This window comes from Caldimonas tepidiphila, assembly GCF_003569765.1.
GTDB classification, from domain to species: Bacteria; Pseudomonadota; Gammaproteobacteria; order Burkholderiales; family Burkholderiaceae_C; genus Caldimonas; species Caldimonas tepidiphila.
Window position 1 is genome coordinate 1 of record NZ_QXMG01000004.1, and the last position, 24549, is coordinate 24549.

The 24549-nt window shown below is 71.7% G+C and carries 26 protein-coding genes and 1 pseudogene; 10 read left to right on the forward strand and 17 right to left on the reverse strand.

Going from position 1 to position 24549, the window contains the following annotated elements; genetic code table 11:
• Positions 1-43: 43 nt before the first annotated feature.
• The 10 genes and pseudogenes from D3A59_RS07680 to D3A59_RS07725 all read right to left on the reverse strand — a co-directional run.
• A pseudogene (locus D3A59_RS07680) lies at positions 44-184 on the reverse strand (class II fructose-bisphosphate aldolase); the annotation flags it as partial.
• A gap of 19 nt (positions 185-203) precedes the next feature.
• Complete coding sequence (gene tkt / locus D3A59_RS07685; RefSeq protein WP_119154333.1) at positions 204-2294, reverse strand: transketolase; 2091 nt, start codon at positions 2292-2294, stop codon at positions 204-206.
• The gene (locus D3A59_RS07690; protein WP_119154334.1) at positions 2291-3169 is read right to left on the reverse strand and encodes a phosphoribulokinase; all 879 of its coding nucleotides are present in this window, start codon (positions 3167-3169) and stop codon (positions 2291-2293) included. The genes tkt and D3A59_RS07690 overlap by 4 nt, the downstream gene beginning before the upstream one ends.
• 46 nt (positions 3170-3215) lie before the next feature.
• Entirely contained in the window at positions 3216-4289 is a 1074-nt protein-coding gene (locus tag D3A59_RS07695) for a class 1 fructose-bisphosphatase (protein ID WP_119154335.1), read from the reverse strand.
• Entirely contained in the window at positions 4262-5026 is a 765-nt protein-coding gene (locus tag D3A59_RS07700) for an HAD-IA family hydrolase (protein ID WP_119154336.1), read from the reverse strand. The genes D3A59_RS07695 and D3A59_RS07700 overlap by 28 nt, the downstream gene beginning before the upstream one ends.
• The gene (gene rpe / locus D3A59_RS07705; RefSeq protein WP_119154337.1) at positions 5023-5727 is read right to left on the reverse strand and encodes a ribulose-phosphate 3-epimerase; all 705 of its coding nucleotides are present in this window, start codon (positions 5725-5727) and stop codon (positions 5023-5025) included. The genes D3A59_RS07700 and rpe overlap by 4 nt, the downstream gene beginning before the upstream one ends.
• Positions 5727-6527 carry an HAD-IA family hydrolase gene (locus tag D3A59_RS07710; protein ID WP_119154338.1) on the reverse strand — a complete coding sequence of 267 codons (801 nt, stop codon included), beginning with the start codon at positions 6525-6527 and terminating at the stop codon, positions 5727-5729. The genes rpe and D3A59_RS07710 overlap by 1 nt, the downstream gene beginning before the upstream one ends.
• Before the next feature lie 14 nt (positions 6528-6541).
• Positions 6542-7486: a CbbX protein gene (cbbX, locus tag D3A59_RS07715; RefSeq protein ID WP_119154339.1), complete on the reverse strand. Its 945-nt coding sequence runs from the start codon at positions 7484-7486 to the stop codon at positions 6542-6544.
• Positions 7487-7506: 20 nt separating this feature from the next.
• Positions 7507-7926 carry a ribulose bisphosphate carboxylase small subunit gene (locus D3A59_RS07720; RefSeq protein ID WP_119154340.1) on the reverse strand — a complete coding sequence of 140 codons (420 nt, stop codon included), beginning with the start codon at positions 7924-7926 and terminating at the stop codon, positions 7507-7509.
• A 77-nt stretch (positions 7927-8003) separates the two neighbouring features.
• On the reverse strand, positions 8004-9470 hold the full coding sequence (locus D3A59_RS07725) for a form I ribulose bisphosphate carboxylase large subunit (RefSeq protein WP_119154341.1): 1467 nt from the start codon (positions 9468-9470) through the stop codon (positions 8004-8006).
• 122 nt (positions 9471-9592) lie between these two features.
• Here D3A59_RS07725 and D3A59_RS07730 point away from each other — a divergent pair, with 122 nt between their 5' ends.
• The 10 genes from D3A59_RS07730 to D3A59_RS07775 all read left to right on the forward strand — a co-directional run bounded on the left by D3A59_RS07730 (position 9593) and on the right by D3A59_RS07775 (position 18675).
• Positions 9593-10573 (forward strand): LysR family transcriptional regulator, encoded by a 981-nt coding sequence (locus tag D3A59_RS07730; RefSeq protein WP_119154342.1) that lies wholly within the window; start codon positions 9593-9595, stop codon positions 10571-10573.
• A gap of 327 nt (positions 10574-10900) precedes the next feature.
• Positions 10901-12667 (forward strand): methanol/ethanol family PQQ-dependent dehydrogenase, encoded by a 1767-nt coding sequence (locus D3A59_RS07735; RefSeq protein WP_205665139.1) that lies wholly within the window; start codon positions 10901-10903, stop codon positions 12665-12667.
• Positions 12668-12770: 103 nt separating this feature from the next.
• Positions 12771-13172, forward strand: coding sequence for a c-type cytochrome (locus tag D3A59_RS07740; RefSeq protein WP_119154344.1), 402 nt, complete (start codon positions 12771-12773; stop codon positions 13170-13172).
• Complete coding sequence (locus D3A59_RS07745; protein WP_119154345.1) at positions 13169-14059, forward strand: substrate-binding domain-containing protein; 891 nt, start codon at positions 13169-13171, stop codon at positions 14057-14059. Before D3A59_RS07740 ends, D3A59_RS07745 begins: the two co-directional genes overlap by 4 nt.
• Before the next feature lie 13 nt (positions 14060-14072).
• Positions 14073-15140 carry a trypsin-like peptidase domain-containing protein gene (locus tag D3A59_RS07750; RefSeq protein WP_119154346.1) on the forward strand — a complete coding sequence of 356 codons (1068 nt, stop codon included), beginning with the start codon at positions 14073-14075 and terminating at the stop codon, positions 15138-15140.
• Positions 15137-15877: a hypothetical protein gene (locus D3A59_RS07755; RefSeq protein ID WP_119154347.1), complete on the forward strand. Its 741-nt coding sequence runs from the start codon at positions 15137-15139 to the stop codon at positions 15875-15877. The genes D3A59_RS07750 and D3A59_RS07755 overlap by 4 nt, the downstream gene beginning before the upstream one ends.
• Positions 15874-16248 carry a hypothetical protein gene (locus tag D3A59_RS07760; RefSeq protein WP_119154348.1) on the forward strand — a complete coding sequence of 125 codons (375 nt, stop codon included), beginning with the start codon at positions 15874-15876 and terminating at the stop codon, positions 16246-16248. The genes D3A59_RS07755 and D3A59_RS07760 overlap by 4 nt, the downstream gene beginning before the upstream one ends.
• 16 nt (positions 16249-16264) lie before the next feature.
• A complete protein-coding gene (locus tag D3A59_RS07765; protein ID WP_240635979.1) occupies positions 16265-17236 on the forward strand; it encodes a quinoprotein relay system zinc metallohydrolase 2 in 972 nt (323 codons plus the stop codon).
• A gap of 16 nt (positions 17237-17252) precedes the next feature.
• Positions 17253-18077 carry a quinoprotein dehydrogenase-associated SoxYZ-like carrier gene (locus D3A59_RS07770; RefSeq protein ID WP_119154349.1) on the forward strand — a complete coding sequence of 275 codons (825 nt, stop codon included), beginning with the start codon at positions 17253-17255 and terminating at the stop codon, positions 18075-18077.
• 58 nt (positions 18078-18135) lie between these two features.
• Complete coding sequence (locus D3A59_RS07775) at positions 18136-18675, forward strand: DUF3280 domain-containing protein (protein WP_119154350.1); 540 nt, start codon at positions 18136-18138, stop codon at positions 18673-18675.
• Here D3A59_RS07775 and crcB read toward each other — a convergent pair whose 3' ends face one another.
• The 7 genes from crcB to D3A59_RS07810 all read right to left on the reverse strand — a co-directional run bounded on the left by crcB (position 18676) and on the right by D3A59_RS07810 (position 24543).
• Positions 18676-19062 (reverse strand): fluoride efflux transporter CrcB, encoded by a 387-nt coding sequence (gene crcB / locus D3A59_RS07780; protein ID WP_119154351.1) that lies wholly within the window; start codon positions 19060-19062, stop codon positions 18676-18678.
• A gap of 20 nt (positions 19063-19082) precedes the next feature.
• Positions 19083-19583 (reverse strand): molybdopterin synthase catalytic subunit MoaE, encoded by a 501-nt coding sequence (gene moaE, locus D3A59_RS07785; RefSeq protein ID WP_119154352.1) that lies wholly within the window; start codon positions 19581-19583, stop codon positions 19083-19085.
• A gap of 23 nt (positions 19584-19606) precedes the next feature.
• Positions 19607-19858, reverse strand: a complete 252-nt coding sequence (gene moaD / locus D3A59_RS07790) for a molybdopterin converting factor subunit 1 (protein ID WP_119154353.1) — start codon at positions 19856-19858, stop codon at positions 19607-19609.
• Positions 19855-21111 carry a molybdopterin molybdotransferase MoeA gene (locus tag D3A59_RS07795; RefSeq protein ID WP_119154354.1) on the reverse strand — a complete coding sequence of 419 codons (1257 nt, stop codon included), beginning with the start codon at positions 21109-21111 and terminating at the stop codon, positions 19855-19857. The genes moaD and D3A59_RS07795 overlap by 4 nt, the downstream gene beginning before the upstream one ends.
• Positions 21050-21613, reverse strand: a complete 564-nt coding sequence (gene mobB / locus D3A59_RS07800) for a molybdopterin-guanine dinucleotide biosynthesis protein B (RefSeq protein WP_119154355.1) — start codon at positions 21611-21613, stop codon at positions 21050-21052. The genes D3A59_RS07795 and mobB overlap by 62 nt, the downstream gene beginning before the upstream one ends.
• Positions 21614-21662: 49 nt before the next feature.
• Positions 21663-23069, reverse strand: a complete 1407-nt coding sequence (gene thrC, locus D3A59_RS07805; protein WP_119154356.1) for a threonine synthase — start codon at positions 23067-23069, stop codon at positions 21663-21665.
• 121 nt (positions 23070-23190) lie between these two features.
• Entirely contained in the window at positions 23191-24543 is a 1353-nt protein-coding gene (locus D3A59_RS07810) for a homoserine dehydrogenase (protein WP_119154357.1), read from the reverse strand.
• Positions 24544-24549 lie beyond the last annotated feature (6 nt).

Here is a 24549-nt window from a genome sequence, read left to right on the forward strand (position 1 = left end):
CTGCACCTCGGCCGCGCACCGCTTCGTCCTCTTCAACTCACCGGGGGTGAATAGATACCTTGTAGGCGCCATGGCTGGCGCCGATCGCGAGCGCGAGCGCGTCGACGCCCGTCCTCGCGACGAAGTCTGCCGCCTGCTCGGGGTCGGTGAGCAGCTGCTCGTGCGTGAGCACGCCCTCGGCGCCGGCCCGGGCGGCGAGGCGCTCAGCGCGCGATGGCGGCCAGCTCGGCTTCGCCCGACGATGCGGACGGCACCGCGGGGCTCGCGACGCGCAGCAGGCGCCGCGCGCGGGCGGCCACCCCCTCGGGCGTGAAGCCGAAGTGGCGGAACAGCTGCGTCGCGGGCGCTGACTCGCCGAAGCGGTCCAGCCCCACCACGTCGCCGTCCTCGCCGACGTACTTCCACCACAGCCCGCAGCTGCCGGCCTCGATCGCGAGGCGCGGCAGGTGGCGCGGGACCACGCTGCGCCGCCAGGTCTCGTCCTGGCGCTCGAAGGCCTCGACGCAGGGCATCGACACTACGCGCGCCGGGATGCCGTCCGCGGCGAGCAGCTCGGCCGCGGCGAGTGCCAAGCCCACCTCGGAGCCGGTGGCGATCAGCACGACGCACTCGCCCGCCGGGCGGCGCAGCACGTAGCCGCCGCGCGCGATGTCGTCCAGGCGCGGGCGGCCGCTGCCCACATGCGGCACCGCCTGGCGCGTCAGCAGCAGGCAGCTCGGGCCCTGCGCGCGGCGCAGCGACTCGCGCCAGGCGACCGCGGTCTCGGTGGCGTCGGCCGGGCGCCAGACGTCCACGTTCGGGATCAGGCGCAGGCTGGCCGCGTGCTCGATCGGCTGGTGCGTCGGGCCGTCCTCGCCCAGGCCGATCGAGTCGTGCGTGAAGACGTGCACCACCGGCAGCCGCATCAGCGCCGACATGCGCACGCCGTTGCGGGCGTAGTCGCAGAAGGTCAGGAAGGTGCCGCCGAAGGGGCGCAAGCCGCCGTGCAGCGCCACGCCGTTCATGATCGCCGCCATGCCGAACTCGCGCACTCCGTAGTGCACGTGGTTGCCGGTCTTCTCGCCCGTCAGCGGCCGGTGGCCCTTCCAGTCGGTGAGGTTCGATCCCGTCAGGTCGGCCGAGCCGCCGAGCAGCTCCGGCATCGCGGGCCCGAGCAGCTGCAGCACGTCCTGCGAGGCCTTGCGCGTGGCGACCGGCGCGGCGCGCTGCTCGGCGGCCCGGCAGGCGGCCTCCAGCGCCGCCTCGGCCGCGGCGTCGAGCCGGGCCGGCTGCTCGCAGCGGCGCAGCAGCTCCGCGGCGAGCGCCGGGTGCTCGGCCGCGTAGGCCGAGAAGCGCGCCTGCCAGTCGCGACGCCGCGCGGCGCCCCGCTCCAGCCCCGACCAGGCCTGCCGCACCGCCTCGGGCACCTCGAAGGGCGCGGCCGTCCAGCCCAGCGCCGCGCGCGTCAGCGCGATCTCGGCCTCGCCGAGCGGCGCACCGTGCACCTCGGCGCTGCCGGCGCGGTTGGGCGAGCCCTGGCCGATGCGGGTGCGGCAGCAGATCAGCACCGGCCGGTCCGATTCCAGCGCCGCCTCGATCGCCCGGTCGAGCATCGCGAAATCGTGGCCATCCACCTCGCGCAGCACCGTCCAGCCGTAGGCCTCGAAGCGCCCGGGCGTGTCGTCGCCGAACCAGCCCTTCACGTCGCCGTCGATCGAGATGCCGTTGTCGTCGTAGAAGGCGACGAGCTTGTTCAATCGCCAGGTGCCGGCGAGCGAGCAGGCCTCGTGGCTGATGCCCTCCATCAGGCAGCCGTCGCCGAGGAAGACCCAGGTGCGGTGATCGACGATCTCGTGGCCGGGCCGGTTGAACTCGTCGGCGAGCAGCTTCTCGGCCAGCGCCATGCCGACCGCGTTCGCAAGGCCCTGGCCGAGCGGGCCGGTCGTGGTCTCGACGCCCGGCGTGTGGCCGACCTCGGGGTGGCCGGGCGTGAGCGAGCCGAGCTGGCGGAAGCGCCGCAGCTCCTGCATCGGCAGCGCGTAGCCCGCGAGGTGCAGCAGCGCGTAGAGCAGCATCGAGCCGTGGCCGTTGGAGAGCACGAAGCGGTCGCGGTCGAGCCAGTGCGGGTCGGCCGGGTCGTGCTTCAGGTGGTGGCGCCACAGCGCCTCGGCGATGTCGGCCATGCCCATCGGCATGCCGGGGTGGCCCGAGTTCGCGGCCTGCACCGCGTCCATGGCCAGCACGCGCAGCGCGTTGGCGCAGTCGCGGCGCAGCGCCGCATCCGTGGCGGCCGGGGATGTGGTGACGCGGCTCATGCGTTCATCGCCTTTCTGCGGCGCTCCACGAGCCGCATGATCATGGGGGTGAAGATCAGCTGCATCGCCAGGTCCATCTTGCCGCCCGGCACCACCAGGGTGTTGGCGCGCGACATGAAGGAGTCATGCAGCATGCTCAGCAGGTAGGGGAAGTCGATGCCGCGCGGGTTCGCGAAGCGGATCACCACCAGGCTCTCGTCGGGCGTCGGGATGGTGCGCGCGATGAAGGGGTCGGAGGTGTCGACCACCGGCACGCGCTGGAAGTTGATGTGGGTGCGCGTGAACTGCGGGCAGATGTACTCGACGTACTCGTGCATGCGGCGCAGGATCACGTCCGTCACCGCCTCGGTCGAGTAGCCGCGCGTGCTGCGGTCGCGGTGGATCTTCTGGATCCACTCCAGGTTGATGACCGGCACCACGCCGATCAGCAGGTCGGCGAAGCGCGAGACGTCCACCTTGCCGGTCTTCACGCCGCCATGCAGGCCCTCGTAGAACAGCAGCTCGGAGTCGGGCAGCGGCTCCCAGGCGGTGAAGGTGCCGGGCGGCTGGCCGTAGGGCGCGGCCTCCTCGTCGTTGTGCAGGTACTTGCGGTACTGGCCGCTGCCGGTCTCGGCGTACTGGCGGAACAGGTCCTCCAGCTCCTCGAACAGGTTGGCGTCCTCGCCGAAGTGGCTGAAGTGCGGCTTGCCGCGGCTCTCGGCCTGCGCCATCTCGAGCTTCATCTCCTGGCGGTCGTAGCGGTGGAAGCTGTCGCCCTCGATGACGACGGCCTTCACCGCCTCGCGGCGGAAGATGGTCTCGAAGGTGCGCGTGACGGACGTGGTGCCGGCACCGGACGATCCGGTGATGGCGACGATCGGATGCAGGGTGGACATGGAGCGGCCTCTCGATGCGATAAGGGGATGCGTCGTTGCGCGGGCCTCAGACGCTGGCGAACAGCCCGCGCGTGCCGAACAGCGGCGAGCGGTAGCAGTCCTGCATCGGCTCGTCGCGGTGGTAGCACTCGATCAGGTCCACCTCGTCGGCCGAACCGAACACGAAGCCGATGCGCTGGTGCAGCGACTCCGGCTTCACGTCCATCAGCCGCCGCCGCCCGGTGCTCGCCATGCCGCCGGCCTGCTCGACCAGGAAGGAGATCGGGTTGGCCTCGTAGAGCAGGCGCAGCCGGCCGGGCTTGGCCGGGTCCTTGGTGTCGCGCGGATAGAGGAAGACGCCGCCGCGCATCAGGATGCGGTGCGTCTCGGCCACCAGCGACGCGATCCAGCGCATGTTGAAGTCCGCGCCGCGCGGCCCGGTCTGGCCGGCGACGCACTCGTCGACGTAGCGCTTGACCGCCGACTCCCAGTAGCGGCTGTTGGAGGTGTTGATCGCGAACTCGCGCGTCTGGCGCGGGATCTGCAGGTTCGGGTGGCTCAGGATCCACTCGCCGTAGTTCGGGTCCATCGTGAAGGCGTGGGTGCCGGTGCCGAGCGTCAGCACCAGCATCGTCGAGGGCCCGTAGATCGCGTAGCCGGCGCAGACCTGCTCGGTGCCGGGCTGCAGGAAGTCCTCGGGTCGAGGGTCCTCGCCAGGCGTCGGCGCGCGCAGGATCGAGAAGATGCTGCCGACCGCGACGTTGACGTCGATGTTGCTCGAGCCGTCGAGCGGGTCGAACAGCAGCAGGTACTTGCCGCGCGGGTGCTGCTCTGGCAGCCGGTACGGCGCCTCCATCTCCTCGGAAACCAGCCCGGCGACGTTGCCGCCCCACTCGGTGGCGCGCACGAAGAGTTCGTTGCTCAGCACGTCGAGCTTCTTCTGCTCCTCGCCCTGCACGTTGCCGGTGCCGGCGCTGCCGAGCACCCCCGCGAGCGCGCCGAAGGCCACCTTGCGCGAGATCGCCTTGCAGGCGAGCGAGACGTCGGTGATCAGCGCGTTGAGATCGCCGGTGGATCCGGGGTGGCGCCGTCGCTCCTCGATGAGGAACTGGGTCAGCGTCGATCTGCCTCCTGCAAGCATGGCTGTCTCCTGAAGGTTGAGGGATGTTCCTGTCGGGCGTCCTGGGTGGCGGCGATCAGGCCGGCCAGCAGGTGCTGCGGCGTCTGCACGCGCCACAACGCCGTGTCGGTCTGCGCGGCCCCGGCCGCCTCGTGTCCGTAGCCCCAGCTCACCAGCGCCGCCGGGCAGCCCGCGGCCTCGGCGGCGCGCAGGTCGGCGGGGCCGTCGCCGACCATCAGCAGCTCCGCGGTCGACACCCCGAGGCGGTCGGCCGCCGCCTGCAGCATCGCGGGCGAGGGCTTGCGCAGCACCGGCGTGTCGGCGCCGTGCACCGCGCACAGGTGCGGCAGCAGGCGCGCGGCGGCGAGCACCGCGCGCGCCAGCGCCGTCGGCTTGTTCGTCACCACCACCAGCGGCTGCTCGCGGGCCAGTTGCGCCAGCAGCGCCTCGATGCCCTCGTAGACATGGCCGTGCGCCAGCGGCGCGTCGAGCGTCACGACGTCGAAGGCCACCCGCAGCCGCTGCCGCAGCGCCTCGTGCGCGTCGGCGAGGCCCTGCGCGGCGAGCGCGCGCTCGATCAGCCGGTCCGGCCCGTCGCCGATCCAGGCGCGCACCGTGTCCAGGTCGAAGGGCTGCAGGCCCGCGCCCAGGAGCGCCGCGTTGAGCGCGTGGGCGATGTCGGGCGCGCTGTCAACGAGCGTGCCGTCGAGGTCGAAGGCAATCGCGCGCAGCCGCCCGAGGGTCTCGGGCGCCCTCATGCGGCGATCCTCGCGTCGCGGCCGCGCTGCGCCTGGCCGAGCAGCGCCTGCTCGCGGATGCGGGCGATCGAGACGCCGTAGTTGCCGCCGTTGAAGACCGCCGAGCCCGCCACCAGCGTGTCGGCGCCGGCCGCCGCGATGCGCCGCGCGTTGTCGGCCTTCACGCCGCCGTCGACCTCCAGCCAGATGTCGCGCCCGCTGGCGTCGATGCGCTTCCTGACCGCCTCGATCTTCGGCAGCACCCGCTCGATGAAGCCCTGGCCGCCGAAGCCGGGGTTCACCGACATCAGCAGCACGAGGTCGAGCTGCTCCAGCACGTGGTCGAGGTGGTGCAGCGGCGTGGCCGGGTTCAGCGCGAGGCCGGCCTTGACGCCGTGGGACTTGATCAGCTGGATCGTGCGGTCGACGTGCTCGCTCGCCTCCGGGTGGAAGGAGATGATGGACGCGCCGGCCTGCGCGAAGGGCGCGATCAGCGCGTCCACCGGCCTGACCATCAGGTGCACGTCGATCGGCACCGCGGCATGGGGCCGCAGCGCCTGGCAGACCATCGGCCCGACCGTCAGGTTCGGGACGTAGTGGTTGTCCATCACGTCGAAGTGGATCAGGTCGGCGCCGGCGTCGATCACGGCGGCGGTTTCCTCGCCGAGCCGCGCGAAGTCGGCCGACAGCAGGCTGGGGGCGATGCGCAGGGTCGAACTCATCACCACGCTCCTTGGTAGAGCTCGCGCAGCGCAGAGGGCCGGCGCGGTGCGCGCACCGTGGCGAGTTCCTCCATCGTCAGCCAGCCTGCCTGGCGCAGCAGGCTGCCGGGCTCGTGCGCCAGCGGCTGCCCGGGGTCGCCCAGGCGCGGCAGCAGCAGGCCGGCTTCCGAGAAATCGTCGCCCTCGGTCCAGTAGGTCGGCGTCACCACCGTCCACAGCCCGGCGGCGACCGCCGAGCGCAGCCCGTTCCAGGAATCCTCGAACGCGACCGCCTCCTCCGGCGCGACGCCGAGCGTGTCGAGCACGAGCCGGTAGATGTCGGGCGCCGGCTTCTTCACCCGCACCAGGTCGCCGCAGCCGATCACGGCGAAGAGTCCGGGGCCGTGCTCGCCGAGCGTGGCGCGCAGCAGCGCGTCGACATTGGCCGCGGTCGTCGTGGTGGCGATCGCGAGCAGGCAGCCCGCGTCGCGCGCCTCGTGGATCAGTCGCGCCACGCCGTCGCGCAGCGGCAGCCGCCCGGCCGAGACGGCGGCGGTGTAGCGGCGCGTCTTGTCGGCATGCAGCTCGGGGATGCGCTCGATCAGGCGCCGGCGCTCGGCCTCGTCCAGCCCGAGCCGCGCCACGTGCGCGGCGATGCGCTCCTTGCCGCCGGTCACGCGCAGCAGCTCGCGGTACTCGGCCGGCGTCCACTCCCAGCCGAGGCCGGCGTCGCGGAAGGCGGCATTGAAGGACTGGCGGTGCAGCTCCTCGGTGTCGGCGAGCGTGCCGTCGACGTCGAAGATCAGGGCGTTGATGCTCATGCGGGTCTTCCTCCTCAGGTGGATGGCCGGGCCGCGCCGAAGACGCGGCTGGCGAGGATGTCCTCGGCCTGCAGCACGGTGAGCTGCTCGCGCGTCAGCGGCTCGTCGCTGCCGAACAGCCGCGTCGCGTGGCGCAGGCGCACGCGGTCGAGCGCATTGCGGATCGAGCGCGCGTTGGCGAAGTGCGGCTGGCCGCGCCGCAGCCCGATGTAGCGCGTGAAGGCCTCGGTGGCCGGCGCGTCGAAGCGGTAGTTCAGCCGCTCGAGCATCAGGCGGCCGATCTGCAGCAGCTCGGCTTCGCTGTAGTCGGGGAAGTCGATGTGGTGGGCGATGCGCGAGGCCATGCCCGGGTTGCTCGCGAAGAAGGTGTCCATGCGGTCGCGGTAGCCGGCGAGGATCACGACGAGGTCGTCGCGGTGGTTCTCCATCACCTGCAGCAGGATCTCGATCGCCTCCTGGCCGTAGTCGCGCTCGTTCTCCGGGCGGTAGAGGTAGTAGGCCTCGTCGATGAAGAGCACGCCGCCCATCGCCTTCTTGATGACTTCCTTGGTCTTGGGCGCGGTGTGGCCGATGAACTGGCCGACGAGGTCGTCGCGCGTCACGGCGACCAGGTGGCCGCGGCGCACGTAGCCGAGCTGTTTCAGGACTTCGGCCATGCGCATCGCCACCGTGGTCTTGCCAGTGCCGGGGTTGCCGGTGAAGCACATGTGCAGCGAGGGCGGCTGCGACTGCAGGCCCTGTTCGGCGCGCAGCCGGTCGATCAGCAGCAGCGCGGCGATGTCGCGGATGCGGCCTTTCACCGGCGCGAGGCCGACGAGCTCCGCGTCGAGCTGCTCGAGCACCGCCCTGACGCCGGAGTTCTCGAACAGCGCGCGGGGGGTGGCGGGGGCGGTCGCGGCGGCCTCGCCCGTGGCCGGGGAGGCGTGCGCGCGGGTGTCGGGGGTGGCGAGGGTGTCCATGGCGTGCCGCCTCCCCGCGCTCAGTAGCGCGCGCCTTCGGGCCGCGACTGCACCGCGTAGCTCTCCAGCCCGTAGCGCATCGTGCGCCCCGGCCCCTCGGCGCGCACCAGGCGGAAGCCCGGCTCGTCCTTCGGGCGGTTGACGATGAAGGTCAGCACCACCGACTCGGTGCCGTGCGTCGAGTCGAAGGCGGTGACGCGGATGTAGTGGTTCGGGAAGGTGCTGCGGCAGTTCTTGATCTCCAGCAGGATGCCCGCCGGGTCCTGCAGGTCGAACATCGGCATGCCGAACATCTCCCAGTAGGTGTTGCGCGGATGCGGGTCGTCGGTGTACTCGACGCCGACCGCCCAGCCGTGCTCGAGGCAGTACTCGAGCTGCTTGAGGATCTGCTCGTCGGTCAGCTCGGGCAGGAAGGAGAAGGTGCCTTGGGTGATGCGCATGGTGTGCCTCTTGATGTTGGGACAGGCTGTGTCGGGTCCGTCGCAGGGGGCGCGCAGGGAACGCCCCGCTGCGACATTCATGCCACCGAGGGGGTGGGCAGGAAGTCCGAGGTGTCGGTCGGCGTGTAGTTGAAGCTGATGTCGCCCCAGGTATCGAGCGCGGCCTTGAGCGGGCCGCACCAGCGCGCGGCGTCGGCCAGGATCTGCGGGCCCTCGGCCTTGATGTCGCGGCCCTCGTTGCGCGCCAGCACCATCGCCTCGAGCGCGACGCGGTTGGCGGTGGCCCCGGCCTGGATGCCCTGCGGGTGGCCGATCGTGCCGCCGCCGAACTGCAGCACCACGTCGTCACCGAACAGGTCGATCAGCTGGTGCATCTGGCCGGCGTGGATGCCGCCCGAGGCCACCGGCATGACCTTGCGCAGCGCGCCCCAGTCCTGCTCGAAGAAGATGCCGCGCGGCAGGTCCTGCCGGGTGTGGGTGTCGCGGCACACGTTGTAGTAGCCCTGCACCGTCAGCGGGTCGCCCTCGAGCTTGCCCACCGCCGTGCCGCAGTGGATGTGGTCCACGCCCGTCATGCGCATCCACTTGGCGATGACGCGGAAGGACACGCCGTGGTTCTTCTGGCGGGTGTAGGTGCCGTGGCCCGCGCGGTGCAGGTGCAGGATCATGTCGTGCTGGCGGCACCAGTGGGACAGCGACTGGATCGCGGTGTAGCCCACCACCAGGTCCACCATGACGATCACCGAGCCCAGCTCCTTGGCGAACTCGGCGCGCCGGTACATCTCCTCCATCGAGCCGGCGGTGACGTTGAGGTAGCTGCCCTTGACCTCGCCGGTGGCGGCACTCGCCTTGTTGACCGCGTCCATCACGAAGAGGAAGCGGTCGCGCCAGTGCATGAAGGGCTGCGAGTTGATGTTCTCGTCGTCCTTCATGAAGTCGAGGCCCCCTTTCAGGCCCTCGTAGACCACGCGGCCGTAGTTGCGGCCCGAGAGACCCAGCTTGGGCTTGGTGGTCGCCCCGAGCAGCGGGCGGCCGAACTTGTCCAGGCGCTCGCGCTCGACGACGATGCCGGTGGGCGGGCCGGCGAAGGTCTTCACGTAGGCCACCGGGAACTGCATGTCCTCCAGGCGCGCCGCCTTCAGCGGCTTGAAGCTGAAGACGTTGCCGATGATCGAGGCCGCGACGTTCGTGATCGAGCCCTCCTCGAACAGGCTCAGGTCGTAGGCCACCCAGCAGAACCACTGCCCCGGCTGCCCCGGCACCGGCTCGACCCGGTAGCACTTGGCGCGGTACATGTCGCAGGCGGTGAGCCGGTCGGTCCACACCACGGTCCAGGTCGCGGTGGACGACTCGCCAGCCACCGCCGCGGCGGCCTCGATCGGATCCACCCCCTCCTGCGGCGTGATGCGGAACAGCGCCAGGATGTCGGTCGCCTTCGGCTGGTAGTCGGCGTCCCAGTAGCCCATCTGCGCGTACTTCAGGACGCCTGCCGAATAGCGCTTCTTCGCGTCCACGATCTGCTTGAGTTCGTTCATCTCGCCCATGGTCTGCTCCTCTTGGTGGCTGACGCCGTGCCTGCGTCGGTGGAGTCAATGTAGGCAGCGCAATGCTTTTACAAAAATCAAATCTTTTGGCAGACGCATCAGCTTTGCCTAATATCGGAACCATGTCGCTCAAGCACGCCACCTTCCGCCAGCTCCACGCCTTCCACGCCGTCGCGCGGCTTGGCAGCGTCTCGCGCGCCGCGGACGAGCTGCACCTGACGCAGCCCGCGGTGTCGCTGCAGATCAGCGCGCTGGAGGAGTCGGCGGGAACGCCCTTGCTGCAGCGCACCGGGCGTGGCGTGCGGCTGACGGCCGCCGGCGAGCTGCTCGCCGGCTACGCGGGGCGCATCCTCGAGCTGTGGCGCGAGGCCGGCGACGAGATGGCGACGCAGCGCGGCGAGTTCTCCGGCACGCTACGCGTAGGCGCCGTCACGACGGCCGAGTACCTGCTGCCGCCGATGATCGTGACCTTCGCGAACGAGCACCCCAAGGTGAAGGTCAAGCTGCAGGTCGGCAACCGCGACCAGATCGTGCACATGCTCGCGGCGCAGGAGGTGGACCTCGCGATCATGGGGCGCCCACCGCGCGAGCTGCAGACCGTTGCCACCGCTTTCGCGAAGCACCCGATGGCATTCATTGCTGCGCCGCAGCATCCGCTGATGAGCCAGCGCGCGCTCGAGCTCTCGGGCCTGAGCGGCGCGAACCTGCTGGTGCGCGAGCGCGGCTCGGGCACGCGCACCACGGTCGAGCGGCTGTTCAAGGAGGCGGACCTGCCGCTGCGCATCGGCTCGGAGATGTCGAGCAACGAGGCGATCAAGCAGATGTGCGCCGCCGGCTTCGGCATCGCCTTCCTGTCGCTGCACACCTGCCAGCTCGAGATCCAGGCCGGGCGGCTGGCCTTGCTGCCGCTGGCTCGGAACCCGATCGAGCGCGACTGGTACGTGATGCACCTCGCCTCGCGCCAGCTGCCGCAGGTCGCGGCCGCCTTCGCCGGGTTCCTCGAGGCCCGCGGGCAGGAGCAGATCCGCGCGCAACTCGAGAGCGATGCGCTCGTGCGGCGCAACAGACGCCGCGCCGCAGGACCGGCCCCGAAAAAGGGGTGAGGACGCCCGACGGCAGCCTCGAAATCCTCGTGAGCACCGCGTGGCCGGGGCGCGCCGCAAGGGCTCGCCTGTCGCGGCGCGCGCCGCTTTGCACGGCGAAGTGTTTCAGACTGCACCACCCTGTCCACCCGGGCGGGCCGGGTGTTGCACATTGCGCTGCCGCCGAGGGTCTGCACTAGGTGGAACGCGTTCGCCGCCGGCTCTACAAGGTCAACCGGGAACTCTTCGAGCACGCCGAGGTGGTGCCCGTTCACATCGACCAAGGAGACACGAATGACGACATCCATGCGTACCGGTGCAGGGCTGTGGCGCCCCCTGGCGGCGGCGATGATGGCGCTGCCCGCGCTGGCGATGGCCAACGCCGACCTCGAGAAGCACATCGCCAACCCGAAGAACTGGGCGATGCAGGCCGGCGACATGTTCAACCAGCGCTACAGCAAGCTCGACCAGATCAATGCCGGCAACGTCGGCAAGATGCAGGTGGCCTGGACCTTCTCGACCGGCGTGCTGCGCGGCCACGAGGGCTCGCCGCTGGTGATCGACGGCACGATGTTCGTGCACTCGCCCTTCCCCAACAAGGTCTTCGCGATCGACCTGGAGACGCAGAAGATCAAGTGGAAGTACGAGCCGAAGCAGGATCCGTCGGTGATCACGCAGATGTGCTGCGACACCGTCAACCGCGGCGTGGCCTATGCCGAGGGCAAGGTGTTCCTGCAGCAGGCCGACAGCAACCTGGTGGCGCTCGACGCGAACACCGGCAAGGTGATCTGGACCGTGAAGAACGGCGACCCCAAGCTCGGCGCCGTCAACACCAATGCGCCGCACGTCTTCAAGGACAAGGTGATCACCGGCATCGCCGGCGGCGAGTGGGGCGTGCGCGGCTTCCTGGCCGCCTACGACATCAACACCGGCCGCCAGGTCTGGAAGGCCTACAGCACCGGCCCCGACGCCGAGATGCTGATGGACCCGCAGAAGACCATGACCTGGAACGACGGCCGCCTGCAGCCGGTCGGCAAGGACTCGTCGCTCAAGACCTGGAAGGGCGACCAGTGGAAGATCGGCGGCGGCACCACCTGGGGCTGGTACAGCTACGACAAGGCCACCAACACCGTCTACTACGGCACCGGCAACCCCTCGACCTGGAACCCGGCGCAGCGCCCGGGCGACAACAAGTGGTCGATGACGATCTTCGCGCGCGACCTCGACACCGGCATGGCCAAGTGGGCCTACCAGATGACGCCCTACGACGAGTGGGACTTCGACGGCGTCAACGAGATGATCCTCGCCGACATCGACGTCAAGGGCAAGCCGACCAAGGCGCTGGTGCACTTCGACCGCAACGGCTTCGCCTACACGCTCGACCGCGTCACCGGCGCGCTGCTGGTGGCCGAGAAGTACGACCCGGTGGTGAACTGGGCCACGCACGTCGACATGAAGAGCGGCCGCCCGCAGGTGGTTGCGCAGTACTCCACGGCCAAGAACGGGCCCGACGTCAACACCAAGGGCATCTGCCCGTCTGCGCTCGGCACCAAGGACCAGCAGCCGGCGTCGTTCGATCCGAACACCAAGCTCTTCTACGTGCCCACCAACCACGTGTGCATGGACTACGAGCCGTTCGCGGTCGAGTACACGGCCGGCCAGCCCTACGTGGGCGCGACGCTCGCGATGTACCCCGCGCCCAACAGCCACGGCGGCATGGGCAACTTCATCACCTTCGACGCCGGCACCGGCAAGATCGTGCAGCGCAAGGCCGAGAAGTTCTCGGTGTGGAGCGGCGTGCTCAACACCGCGGGCGGCATCTCCTGCTACGGCACGCTCGAGGGCTACCTGAAGTGCGTGGACGCGAAGGACATCAACAAGGAGCTGTTCAAGTTCAAGACCCCGTCCGGGATCATCGGCAACGTCTTCACCTATGACCACAAGGGCAAGCAGTACCTCGGCGTCTACTCGGGCATCGGCGGCTGGGCCGGCATCGGCATGGCGGCCGGCCTCGAGAAGGACAACGACGGCCTCGGCGCCGTCGGCGGCTACCGCGAGTTGAGCCAGTACACGGACCTGGGCGGCTCGCTCACCGTGTTCGCACTGCCGAACTGAGCGGCCCCGTCCGTCCCGCCGGGCCCGTGCGGGCCCGGCACCCCCGGGGAAGGGGGCCGGGCCGGCCGCCTTCCCCGCCTCACCCCCGAATGGAGTACCCCGCATGAAATTCCGCACCGCCGCGCTGGCCCTCGCTTCCTGTTTCCTCGTCACCGCGCAGGCCCAGAGCGCACCGCAGGGCGGCCAGCTCTACACCGTGGTCGAAGGCACCAAGGTCGACTCCGAGACGATGAAGGGATTCCGGGCCTGGCGCACCGGCGCCTGCGACCGCTGCCACGGCCCCAACCAGGAAGGCATGGTCGGCCCCTCGCTGATCAACAGCCTCAAGACGATGAGCAAGGAGCAGTTCGTCGCCGTCGTGCGCGACGGCCGCCTCGACAAGGGCATGCCCGCCTTCGGCACCAGCAACGCGGTGATGGGCAGCGTCGAGCAGCTCTATGCCTACCTGAAGGGCCGCTCGGACGGCGCCATCACCTCGGCCAAGGTCGAAGAGATCAAGAAATGAGCGCCGCTGCTGCCGTCTTCCGCCGTCCGGCGCGGCTTGCCGCGGCGGGCTGCGCGCTGGCGCTGGCGGCGCTGGCCTGCCTGCCGGCGGCCGCGCAGGACGCGCCGGCCCGCAAGGCCTTCCGCGTCTGCCAGGACCCGAACAACCTGCCCTTCTCGAGCGTGAAGGGCGAGGGCTACGAGAACCGCATCGCCGAGCTGTTCGCGCAGGACCTCGGCCTGCCGGTCGAGTACTACTCCTTCCCCCAGCGCCTGGCCTTCGTCCGCAACACGCTGCGCTACAAGCTGCCGGGCGAGGACTACCGCTGCGACATCGTGATGGGCGTGCCCGAGGGCTTCGGCCAGGTGCTGTCCACCAAGGCCTACTACCGCTCGACCTACGCGCTGGTGATCCCGCAGGGCCGCGGCCTCGACCAGGTGCGCAGCGCGCAGGACCTGCTGGCGCTCGACGCGGGCCGCCGCGGCAAGCTGCGCATCGGCGTGTACGACCGCTCGCCCGCCTCGCAGTGGCTCACGAAGCACGGCCTGGTCGACAACGGCGTGCCCTACCCGATGATGAGCCCCGACCCGGACCACTACCCGGGCCAGATCATCGAGCGCGACCTCGCCGAGGGCCGGCTCGACGCGGCGATCGTCTGGGGCCCGATCGCCGGCTACTTCGCGCACCGCGTGAAGCAGCCGGCGCTGCAGGTCGTGCCGCTGCAGTCCGAGCCCGGCGTCCGCTTCGACTACCCGATGGCGATGGGCGTGCGCCACGGCGAGGGCGAATGGAAACGCCAGATCGAGGCGCTGATCGACAAGCACCGGCCCCGCATCCACGCCATCCTGCAGGAATACGGCGTCCCGGTGGTCGAGGATGGCGTCCTTGCCACGACCTCGTCCCGCTGAGCCGCACGCCCCGATGCGCCCGTCCCCTGCGGCGCCGCGCCTCCCGGCCCCGGCCGCACTGCTCGTGGTGCTCGCCGCCTCGACGCCGGCCGGCGCCGCGGAGCCCGACGTGGCGATGGGAATGCGGCTCGCGCCGAGCGTGCTGCAGGTCCGTGCGACCGGCGGCACCGGCCTGCAGCTCGGCTCCGGCGTGGTGGTGGCCCGGGAGACCGTGGTGACGAACTGCCACGTCACGCGCTCGGCACAGACCGTGTCGGTGGTGCACGCCGGCGCGACGCTGCCGGCCCGGGCGCAGTCCGCCGACATGGCGCACGACCTCTGCCTGCTGCAGGTCCCCGGGCTGGCGGCGGAGGCGGTGGCGCTCGGCTCGGCCTCCGGCCTCGTCACCGGCCGGCCGGTGCTGGCGATCGGCTTCACCGGCGGCTTCGGCCCCCGGATCAGCCGCGGCCGGGTCGTCGCGCTGCACCGCTGGGACGGCGCCCATGTCGTCCAGAGCAGCACCAGCTTCACGTCCGGCGCGAGCGGCGGCGGCCTGTTCGACGCGGACGGCGCGCTCGTCGGCGTGCTCACCTTCCGCCTGCGCGGCGGCGAAGCGCACTACTACGCGGCGCCCGTCGACTGGCTGCATCCCCGCCTCGCGCCACCGCCGCGCTGGGACGACATCGGGCCGCTGGCCGGTCGCGGCTTCTGGGAACGGCGCGGCCCGGCCCAGCCGATGTTCCTGAGGGCCGCCGCGCTGGAGCACGGCGCGCAGTGGCCGGCGCTCGCGCGGCTCGCCGCCGAATGGGCGCGCGCCGCCGCCGACGACCCGGAGGCGCCCTACATGCTCGGCGTGGCCGAGGAGGCGCAGGGGCGGCACGAGCAGGCCGCCGCCGCCTGGAACCACAGCCTGCGCCTCGATGCCGACTACCACCGCAGCCGCATGCGCCTCGCGCGCCTCCACCACCGGCTGGGCCGGGAGGCGGAGGCGCGGCAGGCGCTCGACGCGCTGACGCGGCGCGAGCCGCAACTCGGCCGCGAGCTGGCCGAGGAACTGAAGTCCGGGGCCCCCGCGGGCCCCTTCCCCGGGAGACGCCCATGACGCACTGTCCCTCCGCCTGCATGCGCGCCCTGCGCGCCGCGCTCGGCACGGCCGGCCTCGCACTGGCCTGCCTGCTGCCCGCGCAGGCCGCCGAGAGCTCCTCCGAGCTTTCCGCCGCCGAGCAGATCGTCTTCAACGGCCCGCACCTGCAGAACGTGCGGCCGCCGCAGTCGCTGCACTACCGCTTCCAGAAGAGCGGCCCGCTCGAGCCGGGCTTCGAGGACGAGGTGCAGCTCGCGCTGCGCCCCGGCCCGAAGGGCGGCTGCTGCAGCGCGAGCGGCCGCTTCCTCAGCGGCGAGCGCCAGCTCTCGCTGCCCGAGATCGAGGACGCCCGGTCCAACCCGGTGATCCTCTACTTCCTCGAGCACGACGTGCGGGAGATGCAGCGCCGCACCAAGGGCCAGTCGAGCTACTTCCGCAAGCGCATCCGCCTCGCGATGGTCGAGCGCGCCAGCGTGGCCGACACGGTGGTGCGCTGGGGCGGCGCCGAGCTGCCGGCGCGCGAGGTGAGCCTCACGCCCTACGCCGACGATCCGCTGCGCGCGCGCTTCGAGCGCTTCGCCGGCAAGGAGTACCGCTTCGTGCTCGCGCCCGGCGTCCCGGGCGGCGTCTACCAGATCCGCACCCGGGTCCCGGGCGCGCGCCCGGCCGATCCGCCCGCGCTCGAGGAAACGATGACGCTCGCCGAGCCCGGCAACGGCCGCCCTGCCGCATCCACCCAAGGAAACGCACGATGAACACGAAGTCCCTCCTCCTCCCCGCGCTGCTGCTCGCGCTCGGCCTCGGCGGCAGCGGTGCCGCGCTCGCGCAGGGCTACCCGACCGCCGAGCGCGTGCTCTACGTGCAGGAGTGCATGCGCCAGCATCCCGGCCCCGGCTTCGAGATGCTCAGCAAGTGCTCCTGCACGCTCGACAAGCTCGCGGGCGAACTCTCCTACGACGACTTCGTGCTGATGCGCACCGCGACGAACGCCAACAGCATCGGCGGCGAGCGCGGCAACCAGATCCGCGACACCGAGCTGCTGCAGCAGCAGATCCGCGCCTTCCGCCGGCTGCAGTCGGCCTCGAAAAAGAGCTGCTTCATCCTCTCCGAGCCGGTCGACCGCTGAGCCGGGGGCGAGGACCGTGAAGCCGCAGCGCATCGCAAGGGGCCTCGCGCGCCGGTTCGCGCCGGTGCTCGCCGCGCTGCTGCTCGTGCCGACCCTCTGCGCGGCGCAGGCCGCGCCAGAGGCGAGCGCGGTGCTGCGCCGTATCGCCGACGGCGTCTACCTGCGCGAGGGCCGGCACGAGCCCTGGGGAGCCGGGATGCGCGGCCCGGTGGCCAACGGCGGCTTCGTGGTCGGGCGGCGCTGCGTCGCGGTGATCGACCCCGGCGGCAGCCTCGCCGAGGGCCGCGCGCTCGCCGCGGCGCTGCGACGCGTCACGCCGCTGCCGGTCTGCCACGTCGTCAACACCCACGGCCATCCGGACCACGTGCTCGGCAACGCGGCCTTCGACACGCGGCCCGCGAGCGGCGCGGCGCCCGAGTTCGTCGGGCATCACCGCCTGCCGGCCGCGCTCGCCGCGCGCGGCCCCCACTACCTGAACGCGCTGCGGCGGGGCGGCAACGCGACGGACGAACGCATCGTGCCGCCGACCCGCCTGGTGCACGACACGCTGGAGCTCGAGCTCGGCGGCCGCACGCTGCGGCTGCGCGCCTGGCCGACCGCACACACCGACGCCGACCTGACGGTGCTCGACAGCGCGAGCGGCACGCTTTGGCTCGGCGACCTGCTGTTCGACGGCCACCTGCCGGTGCTCGACGGCAGCCTGCGCGGCTGGCTCGACGTGCTCGGGCAGCTGCGGACGGAGCCGGCGCGGCTGGCGGTGCCGGGCCACGGCGCGCCGAGCACCGCCTGGCCCCGGGCGCTGGACGCGCAGGAGCGCTACCTGGTGCGGCTGCGCGACGACACCCGCGCCGCGCTGCGCGCCGGGATGCCGCTCGAGGCGGCCGTCGAGCGCGTCGCGCCGGCCGGCGACGCGCGCTGGCAGCTCGTCGACGACTTCCATCGCCGCAACGTCGGCGCCGCCTATGCCGAACTCGAATGGGACGAGTGATCCCGGGAGCCCGACGATGAGCCTGTCCGCCCTCCTCGCCCGGCCGCTCGCGGCCCTGCTGCTGTGCGCGCTGTCGCTCGGTGCGCTGGCGCAGGAGCCCGACCCGCAGGCCAGCCCGCGCTGGCAGCAGCTGCGCGAGCGGCTGTTCAAGGACCGGTCGATCGAGACCGGCTCCGCCGTCGTCACGCTCGAGGCGCCGGCGCGCGCGGCCGACGCGGCGCTGGTGCCGCTGGCGGTGCGCGCGCAGTTCCCGCAGGGCCCGTCGCGCCGCATCGAGCGGCTGTGGCTCGTCGTCGACAGCAACCCCTCGCCGGTCGCGGCGCTGTTCCGCTACGGGCCGGCGAGCGGCCGCGCCGACGTGGCGACACGGGTGCGCATCGACGAGTACACCTTCGTGCGCGCGATCGCCGAGACCGACGACGGCCGGCTGCACATGGCGGTGCGCTACGTGAAGGCGTCCGGCGGCTGCAGCGCGCCGCCCGCCAAGGACGCGCAGGCGGCACGCGCCACGCTCGGCCAGATGCGCCTGCGCGTGCATCCGCCGCTGCCGCCCGGCGAGCCCGCTCCCGCGCAGCTGCTGGTGCGCCACCCCAACCATTCCGGCATGGCGATGGACCCGCTCACGCGCCAGTACGAGCCGGCCCACTTCGTGCGCAGCGTCGAGGTGAGCTACCGGGGCCGGCCGGTGCTGTCGGCGGAGCTCGACTTCTCGATCAGCGAGAACCCGCACCTGCGCTTCTTCTTCGTGCCGCAGCAGGGCGGCGAGCTGAGGGCCGAGGCCGTCGACTCGCAGGACCGGCGGTTCGAGGCCGCGCTCGATCTCGACCGCCCCGAGCGTTGATGAATCCCCGCGCGCCCCTCATGCCGCCCGCGCGCACGGTTTCCAGGAGACGGCCCCGATGCACCGCAGACTTCCCCTGACCCTGATGCTGGGCCTGGCCCTCCTGCCCTCGCTCGCCCTGCCGCAGGCCCTCCGGGCACAGCGCAGCCTGGCGGTGCTGGACTTCGACCTGATCGAGGAGCATCCGAATCCCGCCGGCCACGCCGCGCTGCGGCGCCGGCTGCTGGCCGCGCATGCGCAGCTGCAGCAGGAGCTGCGGGAGCGGGAGCTCTACCGGGTGCTCGACCTCGCGCCGGCGCAGGAGCTGCTGGGCTCGCTGCGCGGGCAGCAGGAGCACTTGCACCGCTGCAACGGCTGCGCGCAGCAGCTCGGCCAGCGGCTCGGCGCCGAGCTGGTGATGGCGACCTGGGTGCAGAAGGTCAGCGAGCTGATCCTCAACATCAACCTGGAGATCCACGAGGTGACCACCGAGCGCGTCGTGCTGACGAAGTCGGTGGACCTGCGCGGCAACACCGACCAGTCCTGGCAGCGCGGCATCCGCTACCTGGTGCGCGACATCGCCGAGAAGCGCGAGCGCAATCCGGCCTACGGCCTCTGATCAGGCCAGCGCCGCGCTCGCGAGCCGGTGGCCGAGCGCCGCGGCGCCCAGCGCGCCGAGCACGTGGGCCAGCGCGTGTGCCAGCGCTGCGCCCCATTCCTGGCGCTGCAGCATGAGCAGCGATTCGGCCGAGAAGGCCGAGAAGGTGGTCAGGCCGCCGAGGAAGCCGGTGACGAGCAGCAGGCGCAGCAGCTCGTCGGGATGGCGGCCGAACCAGGCCAGCGCAGCGCCGATCAGCAGGCCGCCGGCGCAATTGACCAGCAGCGTGCCGAGCGGCAGCGCGCCCCAGGCGCCATTGAGCCACAGCCCGGCCTGCCAGCGCAGCAGCGCGCCGAGCGCGGCGCCGAGCGCGACGGCGAGCGCCTGCGACAGCGCGAGCGTGCCCATCGCCGGCAGCGGGCCCGGCTTCAGGCGGGATCGGACGGCGCGGCGTTGCCGGAGGCGACGCCCCAGCGCCTGAGCGCCGCATCGTCGCTGGTGCGCGCGTCGACCCAGCGCTCGCCCTGCGGCGTGCGCTCCTTCTTCCAGAACGGCGCCTCGGTCTTCAGGTAGTCCATCAGGAACTCGCAGCCCTTGAAGGCCTCGCCGCGGTGGGCGGCCGTGACGGCGACGAAGACGATCTGGTCGCAGGGAAGCAGCGGCCCGACGCGGTGGATCACGCGCGCGCCGTAGAGCTCGAAGCGGCGGTGCGCCTCGTCGATCATGGCCTCGATCGACTTCTCGGTCATGCCGGGGTAGTGCTCGAGCTCCATGCGGCTGACGCCCTGCCCCTCGTTGATGTCGCGCACCGTGCCGACGAAGCAGGCCACCGCGCCGATGCGCGCGTCGCCCTCGCGCAGCGCGGCGAGCTCGGCCGACACGTCGAAGTCCTCGGTCTGGATGGTGACGCGCGCGCGCGGCTGGTTCATCGTTCGTCCCCCGGAAAGGAAGCTCAGCCGCCGGTGACCGGCGGGAAGAAGGCGACCTCGGCGCCGTCGGCGAGCGGCGCCGACTCGTCGCACATCGCCTGGTTCAGCGCGGCGCGCAGCGCGCGGCCGCGCGCGAGCACCTCGCCGTGGCGCTCGCTCGCGGCGATCAGCCGCTCGCGCAGCGCGCCGACGGTGGTGCCCTCGGGCACGTCGAGCGCCTCGCCGGGACCGAGCGCCTCGCGGATCGAGGCGAAGTAGCGCACGTTGATTCTCATGACAGCAGTTCCGTGAACGGCAGGAAGCGGACGGCGTCGCCGCGGCGGATCGTCTGGCCGGGCGGATTGTCGACGAAGCCGTCGCCCCAGAACACCGAGGTCAGCACGCCCGAGCTCTGGTTGGGGAAGATCTCGACGCCGCCCGTGTCGGTGCGGCGCGCGCGCAGGAACTCGCGCCGGCGGTCGGCCTTCGGCCAGTCGAACTCGGCCGGCAGCGTCTGCGCCCTGGGCTCGCGGTGCGGCACGCCCTGCAGCGCAAGCAGCACCGGCCGCACCAGCAGCACGAAGGTCAGGAAGCTCGACACCGGGTTGCCCGGCAGGCCCATGAACAGCGCCGGGCGCGCGCCGCCGTGGCGGATCTCGCCGAACACCATCGGGCGGCCCGGCTTGGTCGCGAGCTGCATCGCCTCGAGCCGCCCCTCGGCCTGCACCGCCGGCTTGATGTGGTCCTCCTCGCCGGCGGACACGCCGCCCGAGGTCAGGATCAGGTCGTGCGCGCCGGCCGCGCTGCGCAGCGCCTCGCGCGTCGCGTCGAGCCGGTCGGGCACGATGCCGAGGTCGCTGACCTCGCAGCCCAGTTGCTGCAGCAGCGCGCACAGCATCGTGCGGTTGGAGTTGTAGATCGCCCCGGGCGGCAGCGGCTCGCCGGGCATCACCAGCTCGTCGCCGGTGGAGAACAGCGCCACGCGCGGGCGGCGCACCACGTCCACCTCGGCCGCGCCCACGGTGGCCGCGAGGCCGAGCGCCTGCGGCGTCAGCCGCGTGCCGCGCGGCAGCGTCACCGTGCCGCTGCGCACGTCCTCGCCGCGCGCGCGCACCCACTGGCCGGGCTGCGGCACGAGCTGGATGCGCACCGCGCCGCCCTCGAGCGCCTCGGTGTCCTCCTGCATCACCACCGCGTCGGCACCGGCGGGCATCGGCGCGCCCGTGAAGATGCGCGCGGCGGTGCCCGGCTCGAGCTCGGCGCCCACTTGGCCCGCAGCGATGCGCTGCGCGACCGGCAGCACCGTGCCCGCCGCCGCGACGTCGGCCGCGCGCAGCGCGTAGCCGTCCATCGAGCTGTTGTCGTGCGGCGGCACGTCCAGCGGCGACACGAGGTCGGCCGCGAGCACGCGGCCGAGCGCGTCGAAGGTGGGCAGCCGCTCGCGCTCGGCGATCGGCGTCAGCGCGGCGAAGAGCTTTGCCTGCGCCTCAGGCAGGCTGAGCAGCGGCGGACGCCCCGGGGAAGGCGTCGAAGGGGGGGCTGTATTCATGTCGGGAGGCATTCGCGAGCAGGTACTCGACCACCGCGTCGGGGTCGTTCAGGTCGATCAGCGGCAGGCCCGTGGGCTGGGGCAGGCGGTCCGGGCTGTCGGTGGCGATCGCGGCGATGAAGGGATCGCCCGGGTACTGCGCCGGCTTGCCGGTCTCGGCGCGCCAGATCTCGATCTTCAGCAGGTCGGCGTGCTTGAAACCCTCGACCAGCACCCAGTCGCAGGGGCTCAGCTCCTTGATGAGCTCGTGCACGCCCGGCTCGCGCGGCTGCTCGTACTCGCGGATCAGCGCCAGGCGCTGGTTCGACGCGATCAGCACCTCGCCGGCGCCGGCCTCGCGATGGCGCCACGAGTCCTTGCCGGGATGGTCGATGTCGAAGGTATGGTGCGCGTGCTTGATCACCGAGACGCGCTGGCCGGCCAGGCGCAGGCGCGTGACCACCTGCTCGACCAGCGTGGTCTTGCCCGCGCCCGAATAACCGCTGAAGCCGACGACTTTCATCTGTGTTGCTGCTGCCCCGGCGGCCCCTCGACGGGGGCCGCACGCAAAGTCAGCAATTCTCGGCGATGTAGGCCTGCACGGCCTGCGCGTCCACCGGCATGACCTTGAACCGCCTGGGGAGGTCCTCGATGCCGGCGAGCGCCGCCGGGCGCTCCGGCTCGCGGCCGAGCGCCTCGCGGATCGTCGCGGCGAACTTCACCGGCAGCGCGGTCTCGAGCACGATCATCGGCACGCCCGGCTCCAGGTACTGGCGCGCCACCTTCACGCCGTCGGCGGTGTGGGTGTCGATCATGGTGCCGCAGCGCTCGAAGGTGTCGCGGATCGTCGCGAGCCGGTCGGCATGCGTGCTCGAGCCCGAGACGAAGCCGAATTCGGCGATGCGCGCGAACTCCTCCTTCGACAGCGTGAAGGAGCCGGTCTTCTCGACCTCGTGCGCGAAGAGCTGCTTCACGCGCGCGCCGTCGCGGCCGAGCAGGTCGAACACGAAGCGCTCGAAGTTCGAGGCCTTGGAGATGTCCATCGAGGGGCTCGAGGTCTCGTGCGTCTCGGCGCTGCCGCGCACGCGGTAGGTGCCGGTGCGGAAGAACTCGTCGAGCACGTTGTTCTCGTTGGTCGCGAGCACCAGCCGCCTGATCGGCAGGCCCATCATGCGCGCGACGTGGCCGGCGCAGATGTTGCCGAAGTTGCCCGACGGGACCGTGAAGCTGACCACCTCGTCGTTGCTCTTCGTCGCCTGGAAGTAGCCGGCGAAGTAGTAGACCACCTGCGCCAGCAGCCGCGCCCAGTTGATCGAGTTGACGGTGCCGATGCGGTACTTGCGCTTGAAGTCGAGCTGGTTGGAGACCGCCTTGACGATGTCCTGGCAGTCGTCGAACACGCCCTGCACCGCGAGGTTGTGGATGTTCTCGTCCTGCAGGCTGAACATCTGCGCCTGCTGGAAGGGGCTCATGCGGCCGTGCGGGCTGAGCATGAAGACGCGCACGCCCTTCTTGCCGCGCATCGCGTATTCGGCCGCGCTGCCGGTGTCGCCGGAGGTGGCTCCCAGGATGTTGAGTTCCTCGCCGCGGCGGCCGAGCTCGTACTCGAACAGGTTGCCCAGCAGCTGCATCGCCATGTCCTTGAAGGCGAGCGTCGGTCCGTTGGACAGGGCCTCGAGGCTGAGGCCCGGCTCCAGGGCTTTCAGCGGCGTGATCTCGCGCGTGCCGAAGACCTCCTCGGTGTAGGTCTTGTCGACCAGGCGCTTGAGGTGGTCGGGCGGGATGTCGTCGATGTAGCGCGCGAGGATCTCGAACGCCAGTTCGGCGTAGGACAGGCCGCGCCAGCGCGCGAGCGTGGCGGCGTCGATCCTCGGGTAGTGCGTCGGCAGGTAGAGGCCGCCATCGGGCGCCAGGCCCTCGAGCAGGATCTCGGAGAAGCCGCGCTCGGTGCGGTCGCCGCGGGTGCTGATGTACTTCATGTCTCTTTCCTCGGGCCGGGAGCGGCCGGCGCCCAAGCGTGGTCTGTCGCGGCCCGGGACCGGCCCGGGCGCCAGCTGTGCCGGCGGGTCCGGGCGCCGCACGGGCGCCCGGAGGCCTGCCTCAGGCCAGCTCTTCCTTGCGGATGCGCACGATCGGCTGCAGCACGCTCGGCAGCGCCTGCATCTGCTCGAGCGCCGCGTTCATGCGGCCTTCCTGCGTCTCGTGCGTCAGGATGATCAGGTCGGTCTGGCTGGCGCCCTCGCCGTCCACCTCGTCGGCCTCGCGCTGCAGCACCGCGTCGATCGAGATGTCGCTCTCGGCCAGGATGCGGGTGATCTCGGCCAGCACGCCGGCGCGGTCCGCAACCCGCAGGCGCAGGTAGAACGAGGTCCGGACCTGCTCGAGCGGCAGGATCGGCGCGTCGCTCATCGCGTCGGGCTGGAAGGCCAGCGAGGGCACGCGATGGTCGGGGTCGGCGCTGTGCAGGCGCGCGATGTCGACCAGATCCGCGACCACGGCCGAGGCGGTGGGCTCGGCGCCCGCGCCCTTGCCGTAGTAGAGCGTGGTGCCAACGGCGTCGCCGTTGACCATCACCGCGTTCATCGCGCCCTCGACGTTGGCGATCAGGCGCTTGGCCGGCACCAGCGTCGGGTGCACGCGCAGCTCGATGCCGCGTGCGCCGGCCTCGTCGCGGCGCTTGGCGATGCCCAGCAGCTTGATGCGGTAGCCGAGCTGCTCGGCGTAGCGGATGTCGGTCGCCTGCAGCTTGGTGATGCCCTCGACGTGGGCGCGGTCGAACTGCACCGGCACGCCGAACGCGATCGCGCTCAGGAGCGTCGCCTTGTGCGCCGCGTCCACGCCCTCGATGTCGAAGGTCGGGTCGGCCTCGGCGTAACCGAGGCGCTGCGCTTCCTTGAGCACGACGTCGAAGTCCAGGCCCTTGTCGCGCATCTCGGACAGGATGAAGTTGGTCGTGCCGTTGATGATGCCGGCCACCCACTGCACGCGGTTGGCGGTCAGGCCCTCGCGCAGCGCCTTGATGATCGGGATGCCGCCGGCGACCGCCGCCTCGAAGGCGACCATCACGCCCCTGGCGTGCGCGGCGGCGAAGATCTCGGTGCCGTGCACCGCGAGCAGCGCCTTGTTGGCGGTGACGACATGCTTGCCGGCGGCGATCGCCTCCATCACGAGCGTGCGGGCGATGCCGTAGCCGCCGATGAGCTCGACCACGATGTCGATGTCGGGCCGCGCGATCACCGAGCGCGCATCGCTCACCACCTCGACGCCCTCGCCGACGACCTGGCGGGCACGCTCAGTGTTCAGGTCGGCGACCACGGCAATCTCGATGCCGCGGCCGGCGCGGCGGCGGATCTCGTCCTGGTTGCGGCGCAGCACCTCGAAGGTGCCGCCGCCGACGGTGCCGATGCCGAGCAGGCCGACGCGCAGCGCGCGCGGGAGCGTGTCTTGATTCATTTCAGT